This is a genomic window from Mesorhizobium sp. 1M-11, from assembly GCF_001303895.1.
Classification (GTDB): Bacteria; Pseudomonadota; Alphaproteobacteria; order Rhizobiales; family Rhizobiaceae; genus Mesorhizobium.
Window position 1 is genome coordinate 82,793 of record NZ_LJSD01000032.1, and the last position, 26,718, is coordinate 109,510.

At 61.2% G+C, this 26,718-nt stretch carries 23 protein-coding genes; 14 read left to right on the forward strand and 9 right to left on the reverse strand.

Features of this window, described 5'->3' with window-relative positions; genetic code table 11:
* Positions 1-2: 2 nt before the first annotated feature.
* From AO692_RS13610 to AO692_RS13620, 3 genes are read right to left on the reverse strand one after another with little or no spacing between them, the layout of a single operon-like run.
* Complete coding sequence (locus AO692_RS13610) at positions 3-1,271, reverse strand: CCA tRNA nucleotidyltransferase (protein WP_054310584.1); 1,269 nt, start codon at positions 1,269-1,271, stop codon at positions 3-5.
* Complete coding sequence (locus AO692_RS13615; RefSeq protein WP_054310585.1) at positions 1,268-1,906, reverse strand: CoA pyrophosphatase; 639 nt, start codon at positions 1,904-1,906, stop codon at positions 1,268-1,270. Before AO692_RS13615 ends, AO692_RS13610 begins: the two co-directional genes overlap by 4 nt.
* The gene (locus AO692_RS13620) at positions 1,906-2,535 is read right to left on the reverse strand and encodes a DUF1285 domain-containing protein (protein ID WP_054310586.1); all 630 of its coding nucleotides are present in this window, start codon (positions 2,533-2,535) and stop codon (positions 1,906-1,908) included. The genes AO692_RS13615 and AO692_RS13620 overlap by 1 nt, the downstream gene beginning before the upstream one ends.
* 165 nt (positions 2,536-2,700) lie before the next feature.
* On the opposite strand from AO692_RS13620, the gene AO692_RS13625 reads away from it, so the two are divergent.
* Genes AO692_RS13625 through AO692_RS13640 form a run of 4 tightly spaced genes read left to right on the forward strand, consistent with a single transcriptional unit; the run spans position 2,701 to position 9,518 of the window.
* Positions 2,701-3,705: a MoxR family ATPase gene (locus AO692_RS13625; protein ID WP_054310619.1), complete on the forward strand. Its 1,005-nt coding sequence runs from the start codon at positions 2,701-2,703 to the stop codon at positions 3,703-3,705.
* Between the two features lie 11 nt (positions 3,706-3,716).
* Complete coding sequence (locus AO692_RS13630; RefSeq protein WP_054310587.1) at positions 3,717-4,634, forward strand: DUF58 domain-containing protein; 918 nt, start codon at positions 3,717-3,719, stop codon at positions 4,632-4,634.
* A complete protein-coding gene (locus AO692_RS13635; protein WP_054310588.1) occupies positions 4,631-7,444 on the forward strand; it encodes a DUF4159 domain-containing protein in 2,814 nt (937 codons plus the stop codon). The genes AO692_RS13630 and AO692_RS13635 overlap by 4 nt, the downstream gene beginning before the upstream one ends.
* A 1-nt stretch (position 7,445) precedes the next feature.
* A complete protein-coding gene (locus AO692_RS13640; RefSeq protein ID WP_054310589.1) occupies positions 7,446-9,518 on the forward strand; it encodes a hypothetical protein in 2,073 nt (690 codons plus the stop codon).
* Positions 9,519-9,740: 222 nt separating this feature from the next.
* Here AO692_RS13640 and AO692_RS13645 read toward each other — a convergent pair whose 3' ends face one another.
* The 3 genes from AO692_RS13645 to AO692_RS33930 all read right to left on the reverse strand — a co-directional run bounded on the left by AO692_RS13645 (position 9,741) and on the right by AO692_RS33930 (position 10,928).
* Positions 9,741-9,980 (reverse strand): hypothetical protein, encoded by a 240-nt coding sequence (locus AO692_RS13645; protein WP_054310590.1) that lies wholly within the window; start codon positions 9,978-9,980, stop codon positions 9,741-9,743.
* Between the two features lie 229 nt (positions 9,981-10,209).
* Positions 10,210-10,437, reverse strand: a complete 228-nt coding sequence (locus AO692_RS13650; RefSeq protein ID WP_054310591.1) for a hypothetical protein — start codon at positions 10,435-10,437, stop codon at positions 10,210-10,212.
* Positions 10,438-10,472: 35 nt separating this feature from the next.
* A complete protein-coding gene (locus AO692_RS33930; RefSeq protein ID WP_348271458.1) occupies positions 10,473-10,928 on the reverse strand; it encodes a hypothetical protein in 456 nt (151 codons plus the stop codon).
* A gap of 83 nt (positions 10,929-11,011) precedes the next feature.
* Here AO692_RS33930 and AO692_RS13660 point away from each other — a divergent pair, with 83 nt between their 5' ends.
* Positions 11,012-11,734, forward strand: coding sequence for a response regulator (locus AO692_RS13660; RefSeq protein WP_054310593.1), 723 nt, complete (start codon positions 11,012-11,014; stop codon positions 11,732-11,734).
* Positions 11,731-13,134: an ATP-binding protein gene (locus AO692_RS13665; protein ID WP_054310594.1), complete on the forward strand. Its 1,404-nt coding sequence runs from the start codon at positions 11,731-11,733 to the stop codon at positions 13,132-13,134. Before AO692_RS13660 ends, AO692_RS13665 begins: the two co-directional genes overlap by 4 nt.
* 168 nt (positions 13,135-13,302) lie before the next feature.
* Here AO692_RS13665 and choV read toward each other — a convergent pair whose 3' ends face one another.
* From choV to choX, 3 genes are all read right to left on the reverse strand, one after another.
* Positions 13,303-14,484 (reverse strand): choline ABC transporter ATP-binding protein, encoded by a 1,182-nt coding sequence (choV, locus tag AO692_RS13670; RefSeq protein WP_054310595.1) that lies wholly within the window; start codon positions 14,482-14,484, stop codon positions 13,303-13,305.
* Complete coding sequence (choW, locus tag AO692_RS13675) at positions 14,481-15,335, reverse strand: choline ABC transporter permease subunit (protein WP_054310596.1); 855 nt, start codon at positions 15,333-15,335, stop codon at positions 14,481-14,483. The genes choV and choW overlap by 4 nt, the downstream gene beginning before the upstream one ends.
* 122 nt (positions 15,336-15,457) lie before the next feature.
* The gene (choX, locus tag AO692_RS13680) at positions 15,458-16,393 is read right to left on the reverse strand and encodes a choline ABC transporter substrate-binding protein (RefSeq protein WP_054310597.1); all 936 of its coding nucleotides are present in this window, start codon (positions 16,391-16,393) and stop codon (positions 15,458-15,460) included.
* Positions 16,394-16,600: 207 nt separating this feature from the next.
* Between choX and AO692_RS13685 the strand changes: the two genes are divergently transcribed.
* The 8 genes from AO692_RS13685 to AO692_RS13720 all read left to right on the forward strand — a co-directional run bounded on the left by AO692_RS13685 (position 16,601) and on the right by AO692_RS13720 (position 26,649).
* Entirely contained in the window at positions 16,601-17,212 is a 612-nt protein-coding gene (locus tag AO692_RS13685) for a thymidine kinase (protein WP_054310598.1), read from the forward strand.
* Positions 17,213-17,321: 109 nt separating this feature from the next.
* Positions 17,322-17,717 (forward strand): cytochrome c family protein, encoded by a 396-nt coding sequence (locus AO692_RS13690; protein WP_054310599.1) that lies wholly within the window; start codon positions 17,322-17,324, stop codon positions 17,715-17,717.
* A gap of 146 nt (positions 17,718-17,863) precedes the next feature.
* Positions 17,864-18,952, forward strand: coding sequence for a hypothetical protein (locus AO692_RS13695; protein ID WP_054310600.1), 1,089 nt, complete (start codon positions 17,864-17,866; stop codon positions 18,950-18,952).
* Between the two features lie 86 nt (positions 18,953-19,038).
* Positions 19,039-20,184 carry a hypothetical protein gene (locus AO692_RS13700; RefSeq protein ID WP_054310601.1) on the forward strand — a complete coding sequence of 382 codons (1,146 nt, stop codon included), beginning with the start codon at positions 19,039-19,041 and terminating at the stop codon, positions 20,182-20,184.
* Positions 20,185-20,293: 109 nt separating this feature from the next.
* Positions 20,294-22,204 carry an AAA family ATPase gene (locus tag AO692_RS13705; protein ID WP_054310602.1) on the forward strand — a complete coding sequence of 637 codons (1,911 nt, stop codon included), beginning with the start codon at positions 20,294-20,296 and terminating at the stop codon, positions 22,202-22,204.
* Complete coding sequence (locus tag AO692_RS13710; RefSeq protein ID WP_054310603.1) at positions 22,204-23,490, forward strand: DUF6638 family protein; 1,287 nt, start codon at positions 22,204-22,206, stop codon at positions 23,488-23,490. Before AO692_RS13705 ends, AO692_RS13710 begins: the two co-directional genes overlap by 1 nt.
* Before the next feature lie 114 nt (positions 23,491-23,604).
* Positions 23,605-24,726 carry a DUF2333 family protein gene (locus tag AO692_RS13715; protein ID WP_054310604.1) on the forward strand — a complete coding sequence of 374 codons (1,122 nt, stop codon included), beginning with the start codon at positions 23,605-23,607 and terminating at the stop codon, positions 24,724-24,726.
* 243 nt (positions 24,727-24,969) lie between these two features.
* Positions 24,970-26,649: a formate--tetrahydrofolate ligase gene (locus AO692_RS13720; RefSeq protein ID WP_054308532.1), complete on the forward strand. Its 1,680-nt coding sequence runs from the start codon at positions 24,970-24,972 to the stop codon at positions 26,647-26,649.
* Positions 26,650-26,718: the final 69 nt, after the last annotated feature.

Here is a 26,718-nt window from a genome sequence, read left to right on the forward strand (position 1 = left end):
CCTTAGTCGGCCGCAAGCATTTCGGCGGCGCGTTCGAGCAGCGCGCCGCGATCGGGCTGGAAGCCCTTGCCGACCCATTCCCCTTCAAGGTTTTTGAGCAGCGTCCCGAATTTCGGGCCAGGCGGCACGCCGAGCGCCGATAGATCCGCGCCTTTGACCGGAAACACCGGCTTTTCCCATTTCTCCGCGAAGCCAAGCAGACGCGCATAGCCACCGGCATCGATCAGCGCCGCATCGTCCGTCCCAACACGCGCACGCGCCGAAGCAAGCGACAGTTTCAACCGGTCGACGATCGCCTGCCGGTCTCCGAGATAGACCGTCTTGGCCAGCATGCCTTCGGTCGTCTTCGCCTCGATAACCGGCGCAAGCGCCCAGCGCTGCAGCCGGTTCCCCTCATCGCTCGAGAAGCGCAACCGTTCCGCCAACGCCTTCATACGTGCGGCATCCGGAGGTACGATTGCCTCCAGCCTGAGCAGCGCCTGCGCTGGCCAGCCGAGATCGCGCTCACTGGCGACCAATCCGTGGATCGCGTCGATGCCCCACTTCTCGCTTTCCGGCAGCACCCGCGACAGCACCCCGGCCTGGCGCATCCACAACAGAGCTCTCGAAGGGTCCGGCGCCGACAGGAGCTTCTTGAGTTCCGTCCAGACCCGCTCAGCTGAGAGGCGGTCGAGCCCATCCTTCAGCCGGGCGCAGGCCTTCAGCCCTTCCGCATCCGGACGCCCCGTTCCGTACCAGGCAAAGAAGCGGAAGAAACGCAGGATGCGCAGATAGTCTTCGCGGATACGCTTTTCGGCATCGCCGATAAAGCGCAGCTGGCGAGCTTCGATGTCGGCAATGCCCCCGACCAGATCGATAACGGAACCGTCGGCCTTGGCATACAATGCGTTGATCGTGAAGTCGCGCCGCTCCGCATCCGCCTTCCAGTCGCGGCCGAACGAGACCTTGGCATGACGGCCGTCCGTCTCGACATCGGCGCGCAGCGTTGTCACCTCATATCCTTTGCCGGCGGCAACGACAGTGATCGTGCCATGGTCGATACCGGTCGGCACGGCCTTGAAGCCCGCGGCCCTGGCGCGCCGCATCGTCTGGTCCGGCAATGTGGTGGTGGCGACGTCGATGTCAGCCACGGGCTCACCGATCAGCGCGTTGCGCACGGCACCGCCGGCAATGCGCGCCTCCTCGCCGTCGCCAGACAGCGCTTCGAGCAGCCGCTTGAGATGCTTGTCGTTGAGCCAATCGGCCTTGTCGGCGATGGAGACCTGGCTCATCGAGCATAAAGCCTTTCATAAAGCGTGCGGATGATGCCGGCCGTGACACCCCAGATGCGCTGCCCGTCATAGGGCATTTCATAAAAGAACCACTCGAGGTCGTTCCAGAAGCGGCTGTCGCGATGGTGATTGGCCGGATCCATCAGGAAACCGAGCGGCACTTCGAAGGCGGCATCGACCTCGTCTTGGTTCAAAGTGAGCGTAAAGCCGGGGCGCACGATCGAAAGCACCGGTGCTATGCGATAGCCGCTGCCCGATACGTAGTCGGGCATGCGCCCGATAACCTCGATGAACTCCCGCCCGAGCCCGACCTCCTCGTCGGTCTCGCGCAACGCCGCGAATTCAGCGGAGCGGTCGCCGCTGTCGATGCGTCCGCCGGGAAAGGCGACCTGGCCGGTATGGCTGCGCAGCGTCTCCGCGCGCTTGGTGAGCAGCACCGTCGCCTGCGCACCCCGGTCGACGACAGGGATCAGCACCGCTGCATCCCGCAGCGGCTCGCCTCGTCTCAGCTGCGGATGGCCGGGATTGAAACGATGGTCGCCATCCTCTTCCGGATGGACGATGAAGTTCTCCTCGCGAGCGGCGCGCGTTCGGAAATCAGCAGCCGAAAACAACGGAGGAACCGACTGATCCATCAGGCACTCAACTCCGCGAGCCGCGCCGCCGGCATGATCGGATAGGTTTCTCCGTTCGAGCGTACCGCAAACGTCGAAACGCCGTCGACATCGATCTCTTCGCCGTGCCCGACCAGTTCATACATCACAGGCCGTGACACCAGGGCTTCCAGCCGGCCGCGCACCAGGACATAGGGTTTCAGGCCGCCGGTCTCCGCCTCGTCGACGAAGCGGAGCGGATTGGACGGCCCGGCCTCGACGACATCACCGACATTGGTGCGGAAGGTGATGATCTGGCCCTCTCCCTTGCCGGAGATATTGACCTCGACAGCGACAAAGGGGGCATCGGCCACACGGATACCGACCCGCTCGACAGGCGTGACCAGATAGGTCTTGCCGTCGGCATCCTTGCGCAGCACGGTGGAAAACAACTGCACCAGCGGCATACGGCCGATCGGCGTGCCGAGATAGAACCAGGTGCCGTCCTGGTGGATTTCCATATCGATGTCGCCGCAGAATGGCGGGTTCCAGCGCTCCACCGGCGGCAGGCCTTTGCCGGCACGAGCCGCCCGGGCGAGCAGCGCCTCCAGCCCGCGTGCGTCGGTCACGGCGGTCATACTGTCAGGCGTTTGTCCGGAAGCATCGGTCATCGTCACGAAATAGTCACTGTTGTTGCGCTTGTCAGCTACACACGGTCAAATAAGCTCGGGGCCAGAGCCTGGCGGCGGCCGAATCGCCGCATAGAGAACGCTGAGATGATGCGGGCCCATGTCTGCAACAACAAGGCTGTCCCCAACGACAAGGATCGATGCCTGATGAGCGTGATAGTCAAGGAAAGTCCGATCGACGAAAAGCAGATGATCGCCGCTGCGGAAAAGGCGCTCTCCGACATTTCACGGATCCGCGACGGCGTCGGCAAGGTGATCTTCGGGCAGGAAAGCGTCATCGAACGCACGTTGGTGGCGCTTCTGGCCGGCGGACATGCCTTGCTGGTCGGGGTCCCCGGCCTCGCCAAGACCAAGCTGGTGGAGACGCTGGGAGTAGTGCTGGGTCTCGATGCCCGCCGCATCCAGTTCACACCGGACCTGATGCCTTCCGACATCCTGGGCTCTGAGGTGATGGAACAGGACGACATCGGCAAACGTTCATTTCGTTTCATTCGTGGGCCGATCTTCGCGCAATTGCTGATGGCGGACGAAATCAACCGCGCCTCTCCGCGCACACAGTCGGCTCTTCTGCAGTCGATGCAGGAATACCATGTCACCATTGCCGGTGCTCGGCATGACCTGCCAGCGCCCTTCCATGTGCTCGCCACACAGAACCCGCTGGAGCAGGAAGGCACGTATCCGCTGCCCGAAGCACAGCTCGACCGTTTCCTGATGCAAGTCGATATCCTCTATCCCGAAATCGAGGCCGAGCGGCGCATCCTGCTTGAAACGACCGGCATTGATGAAGCGAAGCCTGAAAATGTGCTCGACCCGGCGAGACTGCGCGACATCCAGACCTTGATTCGCCGCATGCCGGTGCCTGAAAGCGTCGTCGAAGCGATCCTCAAACTGGTGCGATCGGCCCGTCCAGGCCAGGGAGATGCCGAGACCGACAAGCATATCGCCTGGGGCCCTGGGCCACGCGCCAGCCAGGCGTTGACTTTGTGTGCTCGCGCCCGTGCACTTTATGATGGACGTCTTGCACCATCGGTCGATGACGTCAAAGCGCTGGCCGAACCCGTATTGCAGCACCGTATGGCACTGACCTTCGCAGCACGCGCCGAGGGCATGAGCGTGCGTGATGTGGTGGCAAAACTGGCCAAGGGACTTTAGGTAAAGGCCTGATGGCGAAGATAGGCGAGGCACAGGCACCGGTAACCGCGCGGGATGCGCTGGCCAGAGGACGCCTGCGCGCTTCACTGGTACCGGATTTGCTGGTCGAGGCGCGCCGCATCGTCAACACCGTGATCGCCGGCTGGCATGGTCGCCGCAAGCGCGGCATCGGTGAGGATTTCTGGCAGTTCCGTCCCTATGTCGAGGGCGAAGCGATCGCCAATATCGATTGGCGCCGCTCGGCGCGCGACGACCACATCTATGTGCGCGACCGCGAATGGGAAGCTGCCCACACCGTCTGGCTGTGGGCCGACCCCTCCCCGTCCATGCTCTACAAATCGGCGGGAGCCAGGGTTTCCAAACAATCGCGCGCGCTTGTGCTGACGCTTGCCATGGCTGAATTGTTGTCGCGCAGCGGCGAACGCATCGCCTGGCCAGGCCTGACCGATCCGTTCATCAACCGCAATGGTGCCGAGCGCATCGCTTCGCATCTGGCGCAAGCCACCACATTGCCGGCCAAGCCGGATTTTTTCGGCATCCGCCGCTTTTCCGACGTCATCCTGGTCAGTGATTTCCTGGACCCGGCCGAAGAAACGCTCGAATGGCTGGATGGGTTGGCACGCCGCGGCGCACGCGCGCATCTGGTCGAGGTAGCAGACCCAGTCGAGGAGACTTTCCCCTATGCCGGCCGCACGGAATTCACCGACCCTGAAACCGGCGACAAGCTGACGGCAGGCCGCGCCGAGATCCTGGCCGACGAGTATCGGAACCTCTATATCGCTCGCCGCGAGACGGTCGCTGCCTGGGCGAAACGCCTGGGTTGGAGCTACACCGTCAACCACACCGACCGCCTGGCCTCGGAGGCGCTCGTAGGCCTGCACATGGCCTTGAGCTCCGAGGACAGTCATCTCGGAAGGGTTGGAGCATGAGCTGGCTTCCGCTCTCCTTCGGCGCGCCGATGGTGTTGTGGGGCCTCATCGCCTTGCCCGTCATCTGGTGGTTGCTGCGCTTCACGCCGCCGAAGCCGCAAACGGAGGTGTTCCCGCCGCTCCGGATCCTGGCAAAGGTCCTCAAATCCGACGACACGCCAAATCGCAGCCCTTGGTGGTTGACGTTGCTGCGTCTGGTGATGGCGGCGCTGGTCATCTTCGCGATTGCCGAGCCGGTGTGGAACCCGCGCGAACGCATCCCGGTTGGTGGCAATCTGCTCGCACTCGTCATCGACAATGGCTGGGCAAGTGCGCCCGACTGGGACAAGCGTGTCGCGACGGCCGGCCGCCTGATCAACGACGCCGAGAAGAAGGAAATGCCGATCATCCTGGCCTTCACGGCGGAAAAAGCCAACCAGCAGATCGGACCGTACAGCGCCGGCGAGGCGCGCAACCGCCTGAACGCGGCGCAGCCGCGGCCCGTTCCGGTCGACAGAGACGGCGTCTTCCTTGCCGTTGCCAACACGATCGGCGACCAGCCGGGCGTAACGCTTGCCCTGCTCACCGATGGTCTCGCCGCAAAAGACGACGCCAAGGCTTTCGCACCGCTGCTCGAGCGCAAGCTCGCCAACATCGTCTGGGCCACTCCGGACCGTCTCGACATGGTCGGCCTCACCGCAGCAGACAATGGCCTCGACCGCTTCAGCGTCACGGCGGTGCGTGCGCCGGCAGGAGCAGCTCCCCGCGTCATGACTGCCGGCGCCTTTGACGAAAAGGGCCGCCGTATCGGCGATGCTGCCATCACCTTCCGTCCCGGCGAGACGTCTGCTTCAGGCGAGATTGTCGTTCCCTTCGAACTGCGCAACGATTTTGCCTCCATCTCTCTCGACGGCGAAAATCAGGCCGCCGGGGTGAGATTGCTGGACGGTACAGCCAAACGGCGCCGTGTCGGCCTGCTGTCGCAGGCGCCGACGGACGATACGAGGCAACTGCTTTCGCCGCTCTACTACATCCGTCAGGCGCTGGAGCCTTCGGCCGATATCATCGAACCGAAAAGCCCGGATCTGCTGGAGGCCATACCACAGCTTCTCGAACAGAAGCCCGCGGTCATTGTCATGGGCGATGTCGGCACGGTGCCCGAGGCCACCCGCGAGCCGCTCATCAAGTGGATGCAAAACGGCGGCACGCTCATTCGCTTCGCCAGCACGCGCCTGCTCACCGCCGGCAATGACGAGGAACTGCTGCCGGTGAAGCTGCGGTTGGGCGAACGCCAACTCGGCGGCGCGCTGTCCTGGACGGAACCGCAGAAGGTGACCGAATTCCCGGCAAACGGCCCGTTCGCAAAACTCGCGCCTCCGATGGATGTGACGGTGACACGCCAGATCCTGGCCGAGCCTACCCCGACCCTCGCCGAGCGCACCTGGGCGACGCTGGCCGACGGCACACCGTTGGTTACCGCGGACCGCCGCGGCAAGGGCATCGTCGTGCTCTTTCACATCACGCCCTCGGCGACTTGGTCGAACCTGCCGATTTCGGGTAGTTTCGTGGAAATGTTGCGGGCGATTGTCCAGCTTTCGCGCAATCAGGGCGCGGTCGGGACGACGACGGAAAACGGTCCAAGCGCTTCGCTGCCGCCTTATCGCATGATCGCCGCCGACGGCTTGATCGGCCCGCCGAGCGGTGATGCAAAGCCGCTGCAGACCGGCAAGGGGCCGCTCCCCGTCACGATTGAGAACCCACCAGGCCTTTATGGCACGGAAGACAGCGTGTTCGCGCACAATCTGCTCACAGCTGATACCGTGCTGACGCCGATCAGCAAGCCAACGGCATCGGTTCCCGTCGTTACCGAAAGCTACGCAGTCGATGAGTCGCGCGACATGAAGGGACCACTGCTTTTCGGCGCGCTCGCCCTGTTGATCCTGGATGGCCTTATCGTCCTTTGGCTTGCCGGTCTCTGGCGCAGGAACGCCCGACGGGTAGCAGCTGCGGCAATCGCGCTGATTGTGCTCCCAACCCTTTTCATGCCGGTTCCACCCGCATCTGCCAGCGATGCCAAGCCCGACGACCCACAGGCGATCGAGGCTACCGCGGTGACTCGCCTGGCCTATGTTTTGACCGGCAATTCCAGCATCGATTCCATCAGCCGCGCCGGCATGGCGGGACTGACCCGCTTCCTGCGTGAAAAAACGGCACTGGAGCCTGGCGATCCTGCGGGGGTCAATATCGAAAACGACGATCTCGCCTTCTACCCGCTCGTCTACTGGCCGGTGGATGCCAACGTTGCCGTGCCATCGCAGGCCGCGATCGCCCGCATCGATGAATATATGAAGAACGGCGGAACGATCCTGTTCGACACGCGCGACCAATACACAGCTTCACTGGAGACCTCGACCAGTCCGGCGACCCTGCGCCTGCGCGAAATCCTCGGCAGTCTCAACGTGCCACCGTTGGAGCCGGTACCGTCCGATCACGTGCTGACCAAGTCGTTCTACATCCTCAACGATTTTCCGGGACGCTTCGCGGGCAGCCCGCTCTGGGTCGAGGCTTCGCTGGAGGCGACGAATCCCGACAACCGCCCGGTGCGAACCGGCGACGGCGTCAGCCCCATCATGATCACCGCCAATGATTTTGCCGGTGCCTGGGCAGAAGACGGCAGCGGCAGCCCGCTGCTGCCGACCGTGCCTTCCGATCCGATGCAGCGCGAGCTGGCGTTCCGCTCTGGCGTCAACATCATGATGTACATGCTGACCGGCAACTACAAATCCGATCAGGTCCACGTGCCGGATCTGCTGCAGCGGCTTGGGCAGTGACATGAACTGGTCGGTCGCTTTCGAACCCCTGCTCTCCTGGCCGCTGTTGGCGGTGATCCTGGCACCGCTGGCGCTCATCGCCGGCGCCAGCCTATGGTTCCGGCAGCGCGGCGCATATCTGCGCCTCGCCGCACTCGCGGCCTTTGCCCTTGCGCTTCTGAACCCCGTCCTGCTCGACGAGGAACGCGAAGCTTTGAAGAGCGTCGTCGCCGTCGTCGTGGACCGCAGCCAGAGTCAGGACATCGGCAACCGCGCCGCCCAGACGGACACAGCGCTTGCCGGATTGAAGGAACGGCTCGCCCGCTTCAAGCAGTTCGACGTGCGCGTGGTCCAAGCCGGCAAGAACGGCGCTGCCGAAGAGCGCACCGAAACGCGGCTGTTCTCGGCACTGAACGGCGCGCTGCGCGATGTGCCGCCCTCGCGCGTTGCCGGCGCGGTCATGATCACCGACGGTGAAGTGCATGACGTGCCGTCCGGACGTGGCGACTTCAACGCCCCCCTGCATGCACTTATCACCGGACAAGAGAACGAGAAGGACCGGCGTGTCCGCTTCGACAAGGCACCGCGCTTCGGACTGGTCGGCAAGCCGCTCGACATGACCTATCGTGTCATTTCCACCGGGGGTGAAACCGGCCCGGTCGAGGTGCGCGTTTCCGTCAACGGCCAGCAGGTGGCCATCGAACGCGCCTTCATCGGCCAGGAAATGCCACTGCAGGTGACGATCCCGACCGCTGGCCGCAACATCGTCGAGCTTGCCATCCCGAAGGAAGACGGCGAACTGACCGACGTCAACAACCGCACCATCGCCCTGGTCGACGGCATCAGGGAGAACCTCAGGGTGCTGCTCGTTTCCGGCGAGCCGCATGCCGGCGAACGCACCTGGCGCAACCTGTTGAAATCCGACGCTTCGGTGGACCTCGTCCACTTCACCATCCTGCGGCCGCCGGAAAAGCAGGATGGAACGCCGATCAACGAATTGTCGCTGATTGCCTTCCCGGTCCGCGAACTGTTCGTGGAGAAGATCAACGAGTTCGATCTCATCATCTTCGATCGCTACCAGCACCGTGACGTGTTGCCGACCCTCTATTACGACTACATCGCCGAGTATGTCGAAAAAGGCGGCGCGCTGTTGATAGCCGCGGGTCCGGAATATGGCGGCCAGGCGACAATCGCGCGCACCCCGCTGATGGGAGCTTTGCCCGGCATGCCAACAGGTGAAGTGATCGACAAGGCCTTCTATCCACGCCTGACCGATCTCGGCGCGCGCCATCCCGTTACCCGCGGTCTCGACGGCTCGCAGGACAATCCTCCGCGCTGGGGCCGCTGGTTCCGCACCATCGGCATCGACAGGCCGGAAGGCGAAGTGGTAATGAAGGGCGCCGACGACCGCCCTCTGCTTGTGCTTGATCGCAAGGGCGAAGGCCGTGTCGGCATGCTGCTGTCCGATCAGGGCTGGCTATGGGCACGCGGCTTCGAAGGCGGCGGTCCCTATGTGCAGCTTTATCGTCGCATAGCCCACTGGCTGATGAAGGAGCCGGAACTGGAGGAAGAGCGCCTGACCACTGACAGTCGTGGCATGACGCTCGAAGTGCGCCGTCAGACGATGAGCGAGGATCCCGGCACAGCACGTATCATCACGCCCTCCGGCAAGGCACTGACGGTCAAATTGCAGAAGTCGGAACCCGGCATCTTCAGCGGCAGTGTCGAGGTCAACGAGATCGGCCTCTATCAGGTCGCCAATGGCGACCTCACCGCGCTGGCCCATGTCGGTCCAGTGAATGCACCGGAATTCGCCGATGTCGTTTCGACGGAAAGCAGGCTGAAGCCTGCAACCGATGCCACCGGCGGCAGTGTGCGGCGCGTGGCAGCCGGCGCCGGCAACGATGTTGTATTGCCCTCGGTCGTGCCCATCCGGGACCAGGCCGAGGCTGCTGGCCGTGACTGGATCGGTTTGCGTACCACCGACGACAGCGTCTTGAAGGCCATCTCGCGCGTTCCCCTGTTCGGCGGGTTCCTGGGCCTTGGCCTGCTGCTGCTGGCAATGGGCAGCATGTGGTATCGCGAAGGGCGCTAGAGCAATTCCGGGAAAAGTGTGTAACCGTTTTCCGTCCGGAATTGCGTAAAAACAAAGAGTTGGAGCGTCTCCGCGAAAACGGAAACGCTCTAGGCACGAAGCATTGCCTGATCGTGGGCGGTTGCGTCACGTCGATCGTCACAATCCACACGAAAGAGAAAGCCGCTCTCCGGTCCCGGAAAGCGGCTTTTTCTCGTTCCCGCAAAAGCAGGAAACCATGCCTTAGGCCTTCTTGGCGGCCTTATGGACATGGTGGACGTGATGCTTGCTGGTGTGATGCTTGCGAACGTGATGCTTGCGCACATGGTGCTTCTTGTGCGCCACGCTGTGGTGACGATGTGCCTTCTTGTGCACGATATGCTTGGCTGCCGGAGCTGCGTTTGCTGCGCTCGTGCCCAGAACCGGCATCGAGAAGGCAAGTGCGATGGCAAGGCCGAGGGCGGAGAGGATGGACTTCTTCATGGACATTGTTCCTGTTGAGCGGGCCAGCCTGGAGACACGGGTCGAGTGCCGCCAGTTTTTGCGAACCCTGGTGCATGGGGCGAACAGAGGGCCAGCCTTTCGGGCGAAATCCCGGACTGCGCGTCGAAGCGCCTTTTCCGCTATGGCCCGCATGGCCGCGGAGGGTATCGGATCACAAGGCCGCCTCCGAGAGGGGGACCGGAGACGGCCTCGAGGTTGCCAGGACGAATTACATCGTCTTCTTGGCTTCGGCCTTCTTGGCTGCCTTCTTGTGCTTCTTCACCTTCTTGGCCGCGACCTTCGCGACCGGCTTCTTGGCGGTCGTGGCCGCAGCCGCCGGAGCGGTCGTCGTGGTGGCGGTCGCCGAAGCGGCGTTGGCGGCGGAGGTGCCGAGAACCGGCATCGAGAAGGCGAGAGCGACGGCGAGGCCGAGAGCGGAGAGAAGGGTCTTTTTCATGATCAGCTTTCCTTTGTCGCAGGTTGGGTTCGAGTTCACTGACTGGGATCGTCCGGTATCACTCCAAGGAGCTTCAAAGCGTTGGCGAAAGTCCGGATGCCCTGCGCCTGCTTGTGATCGGCGCAGTACCGGGTCGCCCTCTTTTGAAGCACCTTTGCCTGGGCGGCCTGCACCGCCTTGGCGTGGTTTTCGATGGCCTCGTCGAGCTGTCGACTTAGCCGGCTGCAACGTTCGCTCCGGGTGATCGCCGCTTCCGCGTTGGAATGTCCGACACCGACCATGGCGAGCGAAATGCCGAACAGCGCTCCCATCCATCGATACGAACTTCTCTGCATGGTCGGGTCCTGATCTCCCGGTTGCGAGGCGCCGCGACCGGTGTTCTGGCCGCTGCGGATATCGTTATGCCATTGATTTTTTTCAGGAGTTTTTCCAGTTTGTTGAATTTTGTTTCTGGATTGTTTCTGGGCGCGTTTTGCCGGGCCGCTGGCCAAGACACCCCGGCGGCCCTATCCTATAAGGCGTAAATCGCGACCCTAGCGGCCGGCCGGAAGACAGGTCAGAAGACAGGTATTGAGTGAAAACCGATCCGCATATTCTCATCGTCGACGACGACAAAGGCATCCGTGATCTGCTGCAGGAATTCTTCGAAAAACGCGGCCTGCGGACCTCCGTGGCTCGCGACGGTATCGAGATGGAAACCATCATGCGGCGCGGCCATTTCGATCTCGTCGTTCTCGACGTGATGCTGCCGGGCAAGAGCGGCCTGGAACTCTGCCGTGAATTGAGAAGCGCCAACCAGGATATCCCCATCATCATGCTGACAGCGGTCAACGAGACGACGGACCGTGTCGTCGGCCTCGAGATGGGAGCGGACGACTATCTGCCGAAGCCTTTCGACCCACGCGAGTTGCTGGCTCGCATCCGAGCCGTGCTGAGGCGCAACACCGGAGCCGTCGAAGCAAAGCGCCTGCCGCCCCGACAGATCTATCATTTTGCCGGTTGGACCATGGATTGCTCGCGCCGCAGCCTGGTTGCGCCCGGTGATGTGCGGGTGGAATTGACTGCCGCCGAATTCAACCTGCTGCATACTTTCGTGAAGAGCGCACAGCGCGTGTTGACCCGCGATCAGCTCATCGAGCTTTCCGGCGGCGACGGCGCGATCGCCTATGATCGCAGCGTCGACATCCTGGTCAGCCGGTTACGGCGCAAGATGGAAGACGACCCGAAAACGCCGAAGCTGATCCAGACGGTGCGGAGCGGCGGCTATCAATTCATCCCCGAGACCGCCACCGAATGAGGCGGTTCCTCCCCCAGACCCTGCCTGCCTGGGTCCTGTTGGTGGTGATCGCCAGCCTGCTCGTCAGCCAGGTGGCGACCCTCTATATCGTTGCGCGCGACCGGGCGGCAGCTTCCGACATCGTCGACTATTATCGGCTGAACGATCGTGCCTTCGCCGTCGTGCAGCTGCTTTATTCGGCAACACCTGTGGATCGCAAACGCATGGCCTCGGGTGTCGCAAGCACCAGCTATGCCCTGACTGTTTCAGATACGCCGGTTGTCGCCTCCTCCATCGCCCAGGACGACCAATTGGCGGAATTGGAAGATATCCTGGTCAGCCGCCTGTCACGGTTCGGTGTCACGGAAGCAAGAGTGCGGCGCGACGCTGCCACCGAATCCGAAAAACCGCCGCGCAAGCCGGGCACCGATATCGGTGAAGTGGAAAAGGATCTGTTGGCGCTCTCCGCCGGTTTTTCGCACAGCGACAAGCTGACCGCCTCGATCCGATTTTCCGATGGGCAGTGGCTGAATTTCACCGAGCCGATCATCCCGCCGGGGCCGGTGCTCAATCCTGAAAGCCTGCCGCTCTATGGTGTCATGGCCGGGCTGGTCGTGGTGATGTCGGTCTGGTCAATCCGTCGCCTCACCGCGCCCTACAGGATCATGGAAACGGCGGTGAGGCGCATAAGCAAGGACCTGAAAAGCTCTCCGATCTCCGAAGCAGGCAGCCGCGAGATCAGAACCGCAGCGCGGGCCATCAACGTCATGCAATCACGGCTGCGCGACTATGTCGAAGATCGCGAACAGTTGGCGGCCGCACTCGCGCATGATCTGCGCACGCCGCTCACCCGCATGCGGCTGAGGCTCGCCCTCCTGCGCAAATCGAAGCTGCGCGAAGATCTTGCCAAGGACCTCGGCGACATCGAGGACATCGCCCGTTCCGTCATTGATTTCGCGACGTTCGAGGTCGCGGACGAAAAGAGCGAACGCATCGATTTCGTATCGCTGGTGGAGTCGGTTGCAGACGATTTTCCGGACGTCACGCTGGACGACAGCGGGCTGCCTTCGCGCGAATTGATCTGCAAGGCGAGGCCCGTCGCGCTCAGGCGCTGCATTACCAATCTCGTCCAGAATGCCGTGACCTATGGCCAAAAAGCACATCTCAGTCTTTACCACTCCGACAGCCAGGTTGCCCTGGTGATCCGCGATGAAGGCCCCGGAATACCGCAAGCCAAGCTCGATGCGGTATTCAGCCCGTTCATCCGGTTGGAGAAATCACGCAACCGCGAAACCGGCGGCCTGGGCCTTGGGTTGACGATTGCCCGCAATATCGCCCGCGCCGCAGGTGGGGAAATCTACCTGTCGAACCATCCTGAAGGTGGGCTTCAAACCGAACTACGCCTGCCGCTCGTCACATAAGATCCACCTGGCAACTGCGGATGCCGATGCCCCACGGATCCAATCCGTATTCGCAGAAAAGTCGTGCTGCGCCGCTAGAGCAATTCCAGCAAAAATGCGTTGCGGTTCTGTGTTCGGAATTGCGTAAAAACAAAGAGTTAGAGCGTTTCCGTGAAAAACGGAAACGCTCTAACGGTGCAGCACTGCCGACAACACGTCGCGGATGCCGATGGCCCCAACGAACCGCGACTGGTCGTCGAACAGTGCCACCGGCGCCGTCTGCGAACGATGCATGGCGAGCATCACGGTCTTGAGCGACGTTCCCGGGGTTGCCCAGAACACCTGCGCTGCTTCGTCAGGCTGACGCTCTATGTCAGCGCAGGAAATCCATATTGCCGGTTTGCCATCGCGTTCCGCAGCGGCCACCAGCCCATGGCTGTCGATTTTGAATCGGGTCGTCTTGCGCCGATCGAGCCAGATCCAACCATCTTCCGTGGTCTCCAGGTCCCGGCGATCGCGCATGACGTTCCACGCGGTCAGCACCGACAGTGGATTCACGTTGGAGATGAATTCGCGCACATAGTCATCGGCCGGCTTCAGCACGATGTCCTCAGGCGAGCCGGACTGCACGATGCGCCCACCTTCCATGATCGTGATCGTGCTGCCGATCTTCAGTGCTTCTTCCAGATCGTGGCTGACGAAGATGATCGTCTTCTTCAGCGTCTTCTGCAGTTGCAGCAGCTCATCCTGCAGCTTGGTGCGGATCAGTGGATCGAGGGCCGAGAACGGTTCGTCCATCAATAGGATCGGCGCTTCAGTGGCGAAAGCACGTGCCAGGCCAACGCGCTGCTGCATGCCGCCAGACAGCTCATGTGCGTATTTTTTCGCCCAGGAATCCAGATTGACGAGCTTGAGCTGTTTTTCCACGCGCGCCTTGCGTTCGGCCTCAGGCACACCGGCAAGTTCCAGGCCGAAACCGACATTTTCCTCCACCGTGCGCCAGGGCAGAAGGCCGAACTGCTGGAACACCATCGCCACCTGATGCTGGCGCAGCTGGCGCAACGTAGCGTCGTCGCAGGAGACGACATCGACCATGCCGTCGCCATTCTTCACCATGACCTGGCCGCGGCTGACGATGTTGAGCCGGTTGACGGCACGCAACAGCGTCGACTTGCCGGAACCCGACAGACCCATCAGCACGGAGATCTCACCCTCGTTGACGGTGAGATTGGCCCCGGCACAGCCCAGCACGTTGCCGGTCTGCTCCAGGATCTCGGCGCGCGTCGCGCCCCTGTCGACCATCGCAAGCGCATCGCGCGTGTCCGGGCCGAAGATGATATCGACATTCTTGAAATCGACGGCGATGCTCATTTCTTGCCTCCCACGCCGATACGCGTCATGCGGTCGAGCACAATCGCCAGCACCACGATGGCAAGGCCTGCTTCAAGACCGAGGTCGATCCTGCGCGAGCCAAGCGCTCGGTTGATTTCGGTGCCGAGGCCGCCCGCCCCGATCAGCGCGGCAAACACAACCATCGATAAAGACAGCATGATGCACTGGGTCAGGCCCGCCATGATGGTCGGCAGCGCCGCCGGCAGTTCGACCTTCCAGAGAAGCTGACGTTTGGTGGCACCGAAGGCTTCGCCCGCTTCGACGATCGCCTTCGGCACGGAGGTGACGCCGAGATGGGTGAGGCGCACGGCCGTCGGGATCACGAAGATGATGGTGACGATGAGACCCGGCGCGTTGCCGAGGCCGAACAGCGTGAGCACCGGGATCAGATAGACGAAGGTCGGCAGTGTCTGCATCAGGTCCAGCACCGGCAGCATGAACTTGTAGACCTTGGGCTTGTGAGCGGCCCAGATACCGAGCGGCACGCCGATCGCCATCGAAGCGATGGTCGCTGCAACGACCAGCACGAGCGTCTGGACGGTCTGTTTCCACAGGCCCTGATTGATGATGAAGAGCAGGCCGAGCAAGACACCGATCGCCAGCACTTTGGAGCGCTGCAGCCACCAGGCAAGCAAAGCGATCAGCAGGACGACGACCACCGGCGGCATCATCAAAAGCAGGTCGACGACACCGTCGAGCAGCGAGTTCAATCCGCTCGAGAAACCACGGAAAATGCTGTTGAAATTGTCGGTAAGGAAAGTGAAGAACGCTTTGCCCCATGCGCCGACCGGTATTTTCCAGGCGACCAGGAAATTCGAAACGGGGTCCATCTTCCCTCCCTCGTCATGCGTCCGCCACCCACGGAGCATCGTTATCTTGTCACAGCCTACGAAAAAGGGCAGCCCCCGACGGGCGGCTGCCCTAGACGTCTCGCCCGCTGGGGCGATTGCTGTCAGCCGCCGATCGCGCTCTTCACGGCAGCGGCGGCATCACCACCATCGAAAGTGGTCACGCCGGCAAGCCACGGGGCAGCGGCGGCCGGGTTTTTCTTCAGCCAGTCGGTCGCAGCCGTGTTGGCATCGGTACCTTTCAGGATCACGTCCATCATCTGGCCTTCCATATCCAGATTGAACTTCAGGTTCTTGATGAAGGTGCCGACATTCGGGCATTCCTGCAGATAGCCCTTGCGCACATTGGTCGAGACCGTTGCGGCGCCGAAGCCGGAATCACCCATGCCGTCGAGATAGGTGATCTTCATCGCACCCATCACCGGGTGTGGCGTCCAGCCAAGGAAGGCGATCCACTTGTTGTCCTTCATCGACTGCTCGGCCTGGGTCAGCATGCCGGCCTCCGAGGATTCGACCAGTTCGAAACCCTCCAGGTTTGTGGCGGGGTTCTTGATCATGTCGAGGATGATGCGGTTACCGTCATTGCCGGCCTCGATGCCGTAGATCTTACCCTCGAACTTGTCCTTGAACTTGCCGAGGTCGGTCAGCGTTTTCACGCCGCCGTCGGCGACATAGGTGGGTACGACGATGCCATAGCCGGCGCCCGAGAGGTTCTCGGAAATGGTCTCAACCGAACCTTCGGCGGTGTAATCCTTGATATCGTTGGTCATCGACGGCATCCAGTTGCCGAGGAAAACGTCGAGATCCTTGTTTTTCAACGAAGCGTAGGTGACCGGCACAGAAAGCTGAATGACTTCCGGCTCGTAGCCGAGTGCGGTGAGCAGCACGGAGGCAACACCCGTGGTTGCCTGGATGTCGGTCCAGCCGACATCCGACAGACGCACCTTCTTGCAGCTTTCGGCGTCGCCGGCGAAGGCCGCGCCGGTGGACAGGAACGCCGCAAGGCTGAATCCTGCGATGATGGACTTCATGCGTGACATGAACTTTCTCCCATTGTGTTTGTCTGGCGAAGCGGAATCCGGCGCCTGGCCTTGTTATGTCAGCCAAACACCATTCTTGTGTTGTTTCAAGCACCAGGAGATACGATTGACGGCGCGCATTGGCCGATCAGCGACACGGCCAAGCTTTTTTGGTGGAAGGCCGGAAAGCGCCCCTCCCCGCCGCCCGCAACTTCTGCATAAAGGGTCATGGCCAAGCTCTATTTCAACTACGCAACCATGAACGCCGGCAAGACCACGATGCTCTTGCAGGCTTCGTATAACTACCGCGAGAGCGGCATGACCACGATGCTGTTCGTGGCCGGTCACTATCGCAAGGGCGACACGGGCTTCATATCCTCGCGGATCGGCCTGGAAGCGGAGGCTGAGATGTTTCGCGACGGCGACGACCTCTACGCCCGCATCGCGGAGCATCACGAACACACCACGGTACACTGCGTCTTCGTCGACGAGGCGCAATTCCTGGACGAGGAGCAGGTGTGGCAGCTCGCCCGCGTTGCCGATCGGCTCGGCATTCCGGTGATGTGCTACGGACTGCGTACGGACTTTCAGGGCAATCTTTTCACCGGTTCGCGCGCCCTGCTGGCCATCGCCGACGACCTGCGTGAAGTGCGAACCATTTGCCGCTGTGGACGCAAGGCAACGATGGTTGTGCGTCTCGGCGCCGACGGCAAGGTCGCGAGACAAGGCGAGCAGGTGGCGATCGGCAAGGACATCTATGTTTCGCTCTGCCGCCGTCACTGGGAAGAGGAAATGGGCCGCGCCCAACCGGACGATTTCATCGGTTTCACGCGACCTTGAGACGGGCTTCGCCGACATTGGGCTACACGCTGCGGCCAAGAGTACCATGGCCCTTCGCCAGCCGCTGCTGATACGTTGACCCTCGTCGCTATCGATCCGAGGAATAATCATGAAACGCCAGGCACTCGGCCCAGCCATTGCAATTCTCACCACGCTCATCGCCCTCCCCGCGCTCGCGGACGGCGACGCCGTCGCCGGCAAGAAAGTCTTCAACAAGTGTATGGCCTGCCACGACGCCACATCGGAAAAGGATAAGCTCGGACCGCATCTGCTTGGTGTCGTCGGCCGCACCGCCGGCACCGCACCAAGCTATCTTGCGAAGTACTCGCAAGCCATGAAGGATGCCGGTGCCGCCGGCCTCGTCTGGGATGAAAACTCGATTGCCGAATATCTGCGCAGCCCGAAACAGAAAGTGCCCGGAAACAAGATGGCCTATACAGGCCTGAAGGACGATGCCGAAATCGCCAATGTCATCGCCTATCTGAAAGCTGACCCAAAACCGTAATCCAGGCGCTATCGTCGCAAGCATCGCCGCGGGTGATCATGTCCGCGGCGAAAGCAACGCATGCGTCTTTCAATCGCCAACCGCCCCACATATATTCGCCGTTAGCTGCCACGCGCAGTTGAGTTTGCCACCGCTAGGGGGATCTGATGGCGACATTGCAAAACTTCGACACTGAAATCGCCAAGACCAGGCAGGTCGTCGAAGACATGCGTTCGAAGATCGAGCAGTCCGGCACCATGCTCGACACGCTCGCCAAGGCCGATCAGAAGATCGGCGATGCCAATTTCGACATCGAGAATGCCCGCATCCAGGATGTTCTCAAGCAGCAGAAGACGATGGAGGCCAACATCGCCGACCTCATCATCGGCCTTGAGGACGCAACCAATGTCTTCGGCTCCGAATTCGAGAGCATGAAGAACTACACGGGCTGGGAAAACTTCGTCGGTATCTTCTCGGCCCAGAAGAAGCAGCGCATGCGCACCGACCGTGTCCGCAACATGTCGCTCGCCGGCAACCTGCAGGAGCTTCTGGCCAAGTCGGATACGATCGTCGGCATCCTGAAGGCGCAGAAGGAAGTGCTCGATCAGCGCTACAAGACCTCCGAGGCCAGCCTTTCGCAGGTGATCGAACGCCGCAAGGCGACCATGGCTGAGCTTGAAGCCGTGCAGAAGCGCATTCAGGAAGTAAACCCGCTGCTGCTGGACATCGAAAACAAGATCGCCGCCTCGACCAGCCAGAAAGAGCGCACCGCGCTGGAAAGCGAGCGCACCAAGCTCGCCACCGAATACAACGAGCGTCAGGCGAAGGAGCAGGAACTGCTGGCGGCCAGCCAGACACTGGAACGCTATACTTCCATGTTCCAGACCTTCGTGGATTCGCTGAACAACCAGATCGCTGCACAGTCGACGCTGATCAACAAGCTGACCATCGATACCGAGCAGCGCATCGTGCTTTACAAGGCGCTCGAGGATTCGTTGAAGACGGCTGCCCAGCAGGATGTCGCGCACAAGATCAACACGCTGGGCTCGCAGGTGGACACCACGGCCGAGGAAACAATGGCCGGCATTGGTGCCGCAGCCCAGAAACACATCGGCGACCTGCTCGAAATGCACGAGAAGAACATGGTGGCGACTGCCGATATTCAGCGCCGCAAGAAGCTGGCCGACGATGCGTTCGCACGCCGTTTCGACGACGTCATGAAGAAGCACAACTCAGCGAACTATGTGCAGTCCTGACCACGGCAGGACTGTTCGCACCCATCGATGACTTCTCGTAACCCCATCCGCTGGCTTTTTCCCTTCATATGGAAGGGAACAGGAGCATGACAATCGAAACAGATGCGGCCGAACGCTACTTCTCGGCGATAACGGCTGCCTTGTCCGGTCTCGAGATCTTCATGCGCGACGACCGCTCGCCGCTGTACCGGCATGGCATCGTCGCAAAGATCGTGGCGGAATATATCAGCCGACTCGACAAGTCCTTCACCTGCTGGCGCAACCGCCTCGGCTTCATGGAGACATTCAAGATCTCCCGCGCCGAAAGCGGCTATCCGGCGTTCCAGAACCTGCTCGAGCTGGAAAATGACCGTCGGCAGGCCGACAGCCGGCTGGCCACCATTCCCTCGGCGCGCGAGCTGCGCGCCGAGATGGCCGACTTCATCCTGCGTCACAAGGAATTCCCGACCGCACTGCAGAAGTCGATGGCAGAGCGGCTCTACCTGGAAGATATCAAGGGCGGCGAAACCTTCGGCCCGTTCACGCTGGCGCAGACCGCCAAGGTTTCGGTCAATCCGAAATCCGGCTTACCCTATTATCTCGTCCATTGGGCAAGCTTCGACGGCACCGCCAACCTGCCGCTGGTCTATATGGTGACGGTGGAGGATTCCTCCGACAACATCGTGCGCCAATTGGTCGGCAAGGATGGTCGCCTAAACGCGGATGTCGAGATCCCGCTGCCGGTTGACGGTCTGCTGAACCCTGATCTTGCCCGCCGTTTCGATGATTTCACAGAAAAGAACTCGTCCTACTCGCTGTCTCCGCTGACCATCGCGGTCAACCTCGACAAGGATTTCGAGCCACTGCATCCCAAGCAATTGCGGCGCGTGGTTCTCGGTCCCTTCTATTCGGCAGGCATCACCGACAACAATTCGACGGTGACCGAGGTGCTGGCCAAGGTGCGCAAACCGGAGAACGCCTGGCTACTCACCTGGACCATCCAGGAAGTCTATTCGAAGGGCGAAAAGCCAGGTCGGCGCGGCCTTTTCTCCAGCGAAAAGACAACGCAGGAATTCTTCATCAACACCGACGATCTCGAGGCGACGCGCCAGGGCGTTTCGAGTTTTGAGAACCACGCGCTTGTGCCGCACGAAGCCTATCAGGCGCTCTACGCCGCAGGCGAAACCCAGAAGATATTCAACGGCTACAAGGTGCACATCCTGTCCGGCGGACGGGTGATTTCGGACGTCTGACGCGTGATCCCGAACCGAAAGTCAGCGATGCAAAAAGTTGCAGACTTTTCGGACCAGGATTATCCGACAAAACAACGAGCCTGACCGAGACTGCGTAACGAGGGACCGAATGGACACCGGGCTGACCACCATTCCCGAGGCCGATATCGAAAAGCACCGCGCCACCGCGCAGAGCTTCATCACCCGTGTCGTCGTGCTGGAGGATTCGTCCGGCGAATCCGGTACTGCGCTTGCCGGCACGGGCCGACGCTTCGTCTCCACCGTTTCGACCGGATCATTGCGCAAGACGCGAGAGGTCGAGCTGCAGAAGACGATTGCCTCCACACGGCCGGACGACCAGTTGATGTCGATCCCGCAGCACACGCTGCTGTATCGCGCGCGGCGCGGCATTGCCGTGGCGCTGGCCGTGTCGGATGTATTCTCGCGGTCGACCGATCTTGAAAGCCTGCAGTCGCAGAACGCGCGCTCGCCACTCGGGGGCGACCAGGCCGCACAATTCAAGAAACTGCTTTCCGCTTCAGCCTATGTCGCTGCCTTCACGCTTGCCTCCTATCTGGCTCAGCTCATAGACAGCGACGGCGAAGCGCCGAATGACATTGCCGAGCCTGACTTCCTGTTCGACACGCCGCAGGATGCGGTGAAGTCTCTCGTTTCAGGTCTCGACAAGGCCCTCGCTGGCACCAAGGACGATGCCGATCTGCTGACGCGTGCGAAGAGTTTCGCTCGCGTTGCCATCGACGGTCTGCTGACGCGCAAGGGCCGCTTCGACGGTCTTGGCGCCTTCGAGAATGCGCATATCCGCATCGACGCCGACGACTTCACTCTCGACGGCTTCGATGTCGCGCCCGGCAAGAAATCCAAGCCGCTGGTGATGACCTTCAAGAAGCCGGACGAGGTCGTCGGCAATCACATCGCCAAATACCAGTCGGTGAAGCTGGCCAAGATGCTGATGGCCTACGACTTCGACCGGGAGTTGAACCCGTTTGTCGAACTTGGCGGTTTCCTGTTCACCTTCATCGGCGACGGCGCGCCTGGCACCGGCAAGACGACGCTGATCCAGATGATCGCCGGCCTGGTCAACGACTATTGCAAGGTCGCCGGCTATCCTTTCGCCTACGAGAATTTCGGCGTCGACCAGATCTCGTCCTATCAAGGCAAGTCCGGCCAGAACTGCCGGCAATTCATCAACAATGTGCTCAATCCGCGTGCGATCGGCTTCGGCACCATCGACGACATCGATCAGGTGGCGGCCAAGCGTTCCGACGACCGTGCCTCGGCCGGCCAGCAGGAGATCACCGGTGTCTTGATGGACGCGTTCGCCGGCGCGGGCACGGTGGTGCGCGGCAACTGTGCCTTCGGCATGTTTTCCAACTATCCCGAAAATGTCGACGACGCACTGCGTCAGCGCGCCGGCGCTCGTTGGCTGGTCGACGGCCCCCAGACACGCGACGACTACATCGACATCTTCGTGCTGCTTGCCGGCAAGAACCACAAGATCCCTCTCGGCGAGCATGATCTCTATGCCGCTCAGGAAATCCAGCGCGCCGTGATGGAGGCCTACGAAGGTCACGACAAGCCGCATGAAGAGGGATTGATGAAGGTCTATGAGCGCTTCATCAAGGAAAGCGGCCAGCCGAAAACGCTGGAAGATGTCGGCACCTATCTGCACCTGATCAAGGAAGCCGAGCCCCGCTTCACCGGCCGCGCCATCAAGAACGTCACCGACGCCATCAAGATGCGTGCGATGGATATCGAACTGCCGGATGAATGGTTCGAAAAGCCGGAAGCCTTCATGCACAAGAGCTACGATGACAAGAAGGCGATGATCGAGGAACTGCGCGGCCCGTTCGACATGGGCATAGTCATGCAGGAGATCAACCGCTACGCCGATTCCGAATTCCGCTATGCAGACAAGTCCGATGATGCCGCGGTCGACAAGCTTCTACGCGATGCCCGCTTGCGCGAACGCGCAGCCAGGGAGATGGAGGAATTGAAGAAGAAGGGGCTGTGGAACGCGTAATGGACCTTCTGCGCGACAACGAGCTCATTTACGGCCGCCTGCTGCCGATCGATGAGCCGCATCTCATCGACCGCTACAACAAGGCGCTGAAGGCGTTCGGGTTCAAACCGACCAGGCGGAAAAGCTTTCACGTCGACCGCACCGGTTTCTCGCCCGAGATTGCTGAGGAATGCGGCGACTACGACTATCTCGACCCCAATGGCATCAACCGCCGGTTCATCATCCTGACGCCTGCCCAGATCGACCTGCCCGTCGTGCATACGGCTTTCTCGAACACCTCGCAGCTGATGTTCGAGTTCATGTCGAAGAACAGCCGCGCCATAGACGCGCTGACCATCAAGGATGTCATCTATGGCGAGATCGAGGATTCGGTATCGACGGTGGGTGACATAGAGGATTTGCTCTCCATCAACCAGGTGGAGTTCCGCGTCCTCTCTGCCGAGGACGTCCTCGGCAAGGCATCGGAACTTGGCACGCTGGTCGATCGGCTGAAGCAGGAGCCCGACGCCTGGCGCGACAACAAGATGCTTGAGCGCATGGTGGAACTCGCCAAGGTCACCGGCGACATCCGCGAAAATGCGTTGGTGCCCGACCAGGTCATTTTCCGCCACAACGCCTATTGGACGAGCCATTTCGGCGGACTGTACGTTTTCGTCGACCCGGATGTGACCACCGTCATCGGCGATCCGGCAGCCCCGGGTTTTCGGCGTTCACGGCCGTGGCAGGTCAGCTACCTGTCGATCAAGGATGCCGATGCCGTCTTCCGCTTTCTGGCCAGCAGCGGCCGCATCGAACTGCCGCGCGCCTCGTGGATCGAAAGCTCCGGCTATCTCGAACACCGCGCCGAAATGGTGGTGCGCAACCTGATCTGGCAGTCCGACCCGGATCGTAACCTCTCCGGTGTCGACAAGGTCTGGCTGCAGACCTGGATCCACAACAATGCTTCCGCGATCAATCGTGACGGCGACTTTCCCTTCCTGAATGCCGCCAAGCGCGAGGTCGGCCAGCTCGGCCAGTTGAAGATCGAGGATGTGCTGCCCAGGCAGCGTTTCCTGGTGGTGCGCGCAAGGCCAAAGCATCCCGATGCTTGGCTGACCAATCGGCTAATCTCGGATTTTGTGCCGTCGGACTTCGTTTCCCGTTACGTCTTCAACAAGCAAGGTTTCTACAAGGACTATGAAGGCTTCAGCGAGGCCTGGCGATCGCATGTTGTCGACGTCCTGAAAACCACATATCTCAGGGACAAGGAGGCATTCAGGAACCGCCTCTATGGCCTGACCGACTAGATCAGGATGATGTTTGGTTGAATTGTCATCCTGATCTAACTTTTTGTTTTGCCGCATGATCTTTTCCGAAAAGTCTTCAACTTTTCGGGATCATGCTATTGGGGGTGCCACCGCATGCTTGATCCGATCGTGAATTTCATCACCCGGATATTCCAGTGGATCGGCCGTGGTATCGGCCTGCTGATCGGTATCGTCCTGTGGCCCTTCATGTGGGTCGGCCGCTGGTATTTTCAGCGCGGCTGGATCCTGAAGTCGCTGGTGGGCGTCGGCCTGCTCATCCTCCTCGCCCTCTATGGCAACTTCTTCTACGCAACGCAGTGGTGGAACAATTTCGACCCGAACTATGTCGACAAATACAAGTTCGAGAGCCGCAACGTCTCTGCAGGCGAACAGGTGACGGCTGGCGGCGGCACCGACACGACCAGATCGTGCGGTCGTTCCGCCATCGCCGACGTTACTGCCGACCTGACCGACTTCAATGTGAACCAGAACGCCTGGATCTCGTCGATGATCCTTTACAAGGTCGGCCTTTTCGGCCTCGACTGGGACAAGACGCCGTTCATGGACAACAAAGCCTCGTTCCAGCGCGGCATCAACCAGGCGGCACGACGTACGGCCACCGAACTCGCCGACAACATGGGCCGCGTGCGTACAACCTCGCAGATCGACAGCGATCTGCAGGACGCGCGTGGCGATTTGCAATTCGACGAATACACTTGGTACTTCGGGCTCAGCCCATTCGGCCCCAAGACGCCGACGCCGAGCTATTACCGCGATGCCATCAAGAAGCTGCGGGCATTCAATACCAAGCTTGCCAACTGCCAGGCGGTCTTCGATGCCCGCGCCGACAATCTCAAGCAATATATCGACCGTATCGCCTCCGACATCGGTTCGACATCGGCGATCCTGAAGGACCGAGCCGAAAACTACAACTACGGTTTCTTCGACCCACGCGCCGACGATCGCTTCTGGTTCGCCTATGGCCAGCTCTACGCTTACTATGGGTTGATGAAGGGAGCGCAAGCCGACTACGAGGACGTGCTCAAGCAGAAGAATCTGAAGAGCCTTTGGGATACGATGGATGCCCAGTTCGTCTCAGCGCTGCGCATCCAGCCCTGGCTTGTCGCCAACAGCGATGAAACCGGAATTTTCGCCACGCATCTGACCACGATGGGCTTCTATGTTCTGCGCGTTCGCTCCAACCTGGTCGAGATCAGCAACGTGCTGGCGCAATAATAGCGAATAGCGAATGAAATTAGCCGGTTGTGGTTATGTCGCAACCTGGCCTGCGGATACGACAATGCCTTCCTCTATTCGCTACTCACCATTCGCTATTCGCTTCGGACGACCCTGTCGCATTTCGCGTATTGCGCGGCTGTTTTGAGACGGCGAAACCAGCCCACACTCGGCTTCTATGCCGCACGACACCGGCCGGCGAATGCCGCGCCTGCCACCTGACGATTTGGGAGATCACCTTACATGGCCGAGTACAAGAGTGACATTGAGATCGCGCGTGGCGCGAAGAAGCAGCCGATCCAGGCGATCGGGGAAAAGATCGGCATTCCCAACGAGCATCTGCTGCCCTACGGCCATGACAAGGCGAAGGTCTCGGCCGAGTTCATCAAGTCGGTGAAGGGTAACAAGGACGGCAAGCTGATCCTGGTCACCGCCATCAACCCGACACCGGCCGGCGAAGGCAAGACCACCACCACCGTCGGTCTCGGTGATGGCCTCAACCGCATCGGCAAGAAGGCGGTGGTGTGCATCCGCGAGGCATCGCTTGGACCCAATTTCGGCGTCAAGGGTGGTGCCGCCGGCGGCGGGTATGCCCAGGTCGTGCCGATGGAAGACATGAACCTGCACTTCACCGGCGACTTCCACGCCATCACCACCGCCCACAACCTTCTGTCGGCCCTGATCGACAACCACATCTACTGGGGCAATGAACTCGGCATCGACATCCGCCGCGTCGCCTGGCGCCGTGTCATGGACATGAACGACCGGGCGCTGCGCCAGATCAACGTCTCGCTGGGCGGCGTCGCCAACGGCTTCCCGCGCGAGGCTGGCTTCGACATCACCGTCGCCTCCGAGGTGATGGCGATCCTGTGCCTGGCCACCGACCTGAAGGATCTGGAAAAGCGCCTCGGCGACATCATCGTGGCCTATCGCCGCGACAAGAGCCCGGTCTATGCCCGCGACCTGAAGGCCGACGGCGCCATGGCGGTGCTGCTCAAGGATGCCATCCAGCCCAACCTGGTGCAGACGCTGGAGAACAACCCTGCCTTCGTGCATGGCGGTCCCTTCGCCAACATCGCACATGGCTGCAACTCGGTGGTCGCCACCACCACGGCCTTGAAGCTGGCCGACTATGTGGTGACCGAAGCCGGTTTCGGCGCCGATCTCGGTGCCGAGAAGTTCTTCGACATCAAGTGCCGCAAGGCGGGCCTGAAGCCGGCCGCTGCCGTCATCGTCGCCACCGTGCGCGCCATGAAGATGAATGGCGGGGTCAAGAAGGACGACCTTGGCCAGGAGAACATCGAGGCGGTGAAGAAGGGCTGCGCCAATCTCGGCCGCCACATCGAGAACGTGAAGCAGTTCGGCGTGCCGGCGGTGGTTGCCATCAACCACTTCGTCTCCGACACCGACGCCGAGATCAAGGCGATGAAGGACTTCGTGGCAGCGCAAGGTGCCGAAGCGATCCTGTGCAAGCACTGGGCACAAGGTTCGGCCGGCATCGAGGAGCTTGCCCACAAGGTGGTGAAGATCGCAGAGAGCGGTGCCTCGCAGTTCTCGCCGCTTTATCCCGACGAGATGCCGCTGTTCGAGAAGATCAACACCATCGTCAAGCGCATCTATCGCGGCGACGAGGCGATTGCCGACAAGTCGATCCGCGACCAGCTGCACCAGTGGGAACAGGCCGGCTACGGCCACCTGCCGGTGTGCATGGCCAAGACGCAATATTCCTTCTCGACCGATCCGAACCTGCGTGGTGCGCCCACCGGCCACACGGTTCCGGTGCGCGAGGTACGCCTTGCCGCCGGTGCCGGCTTCGTCGTCATCATCTGCGGCGAGGTCATGACCATGCCCGGCCTGCCCTCCAAGCCATCGTCGGAGAAGATCTTCCTCAACGATCAGGGCCAGATCGAAGGGTTGTTCTAAAGGGAACGGCAGTGGGGCAGTAAGGGAACAAGGCAGTAGCTGCCCAACCTTACTGCCCTACTCCCCCAA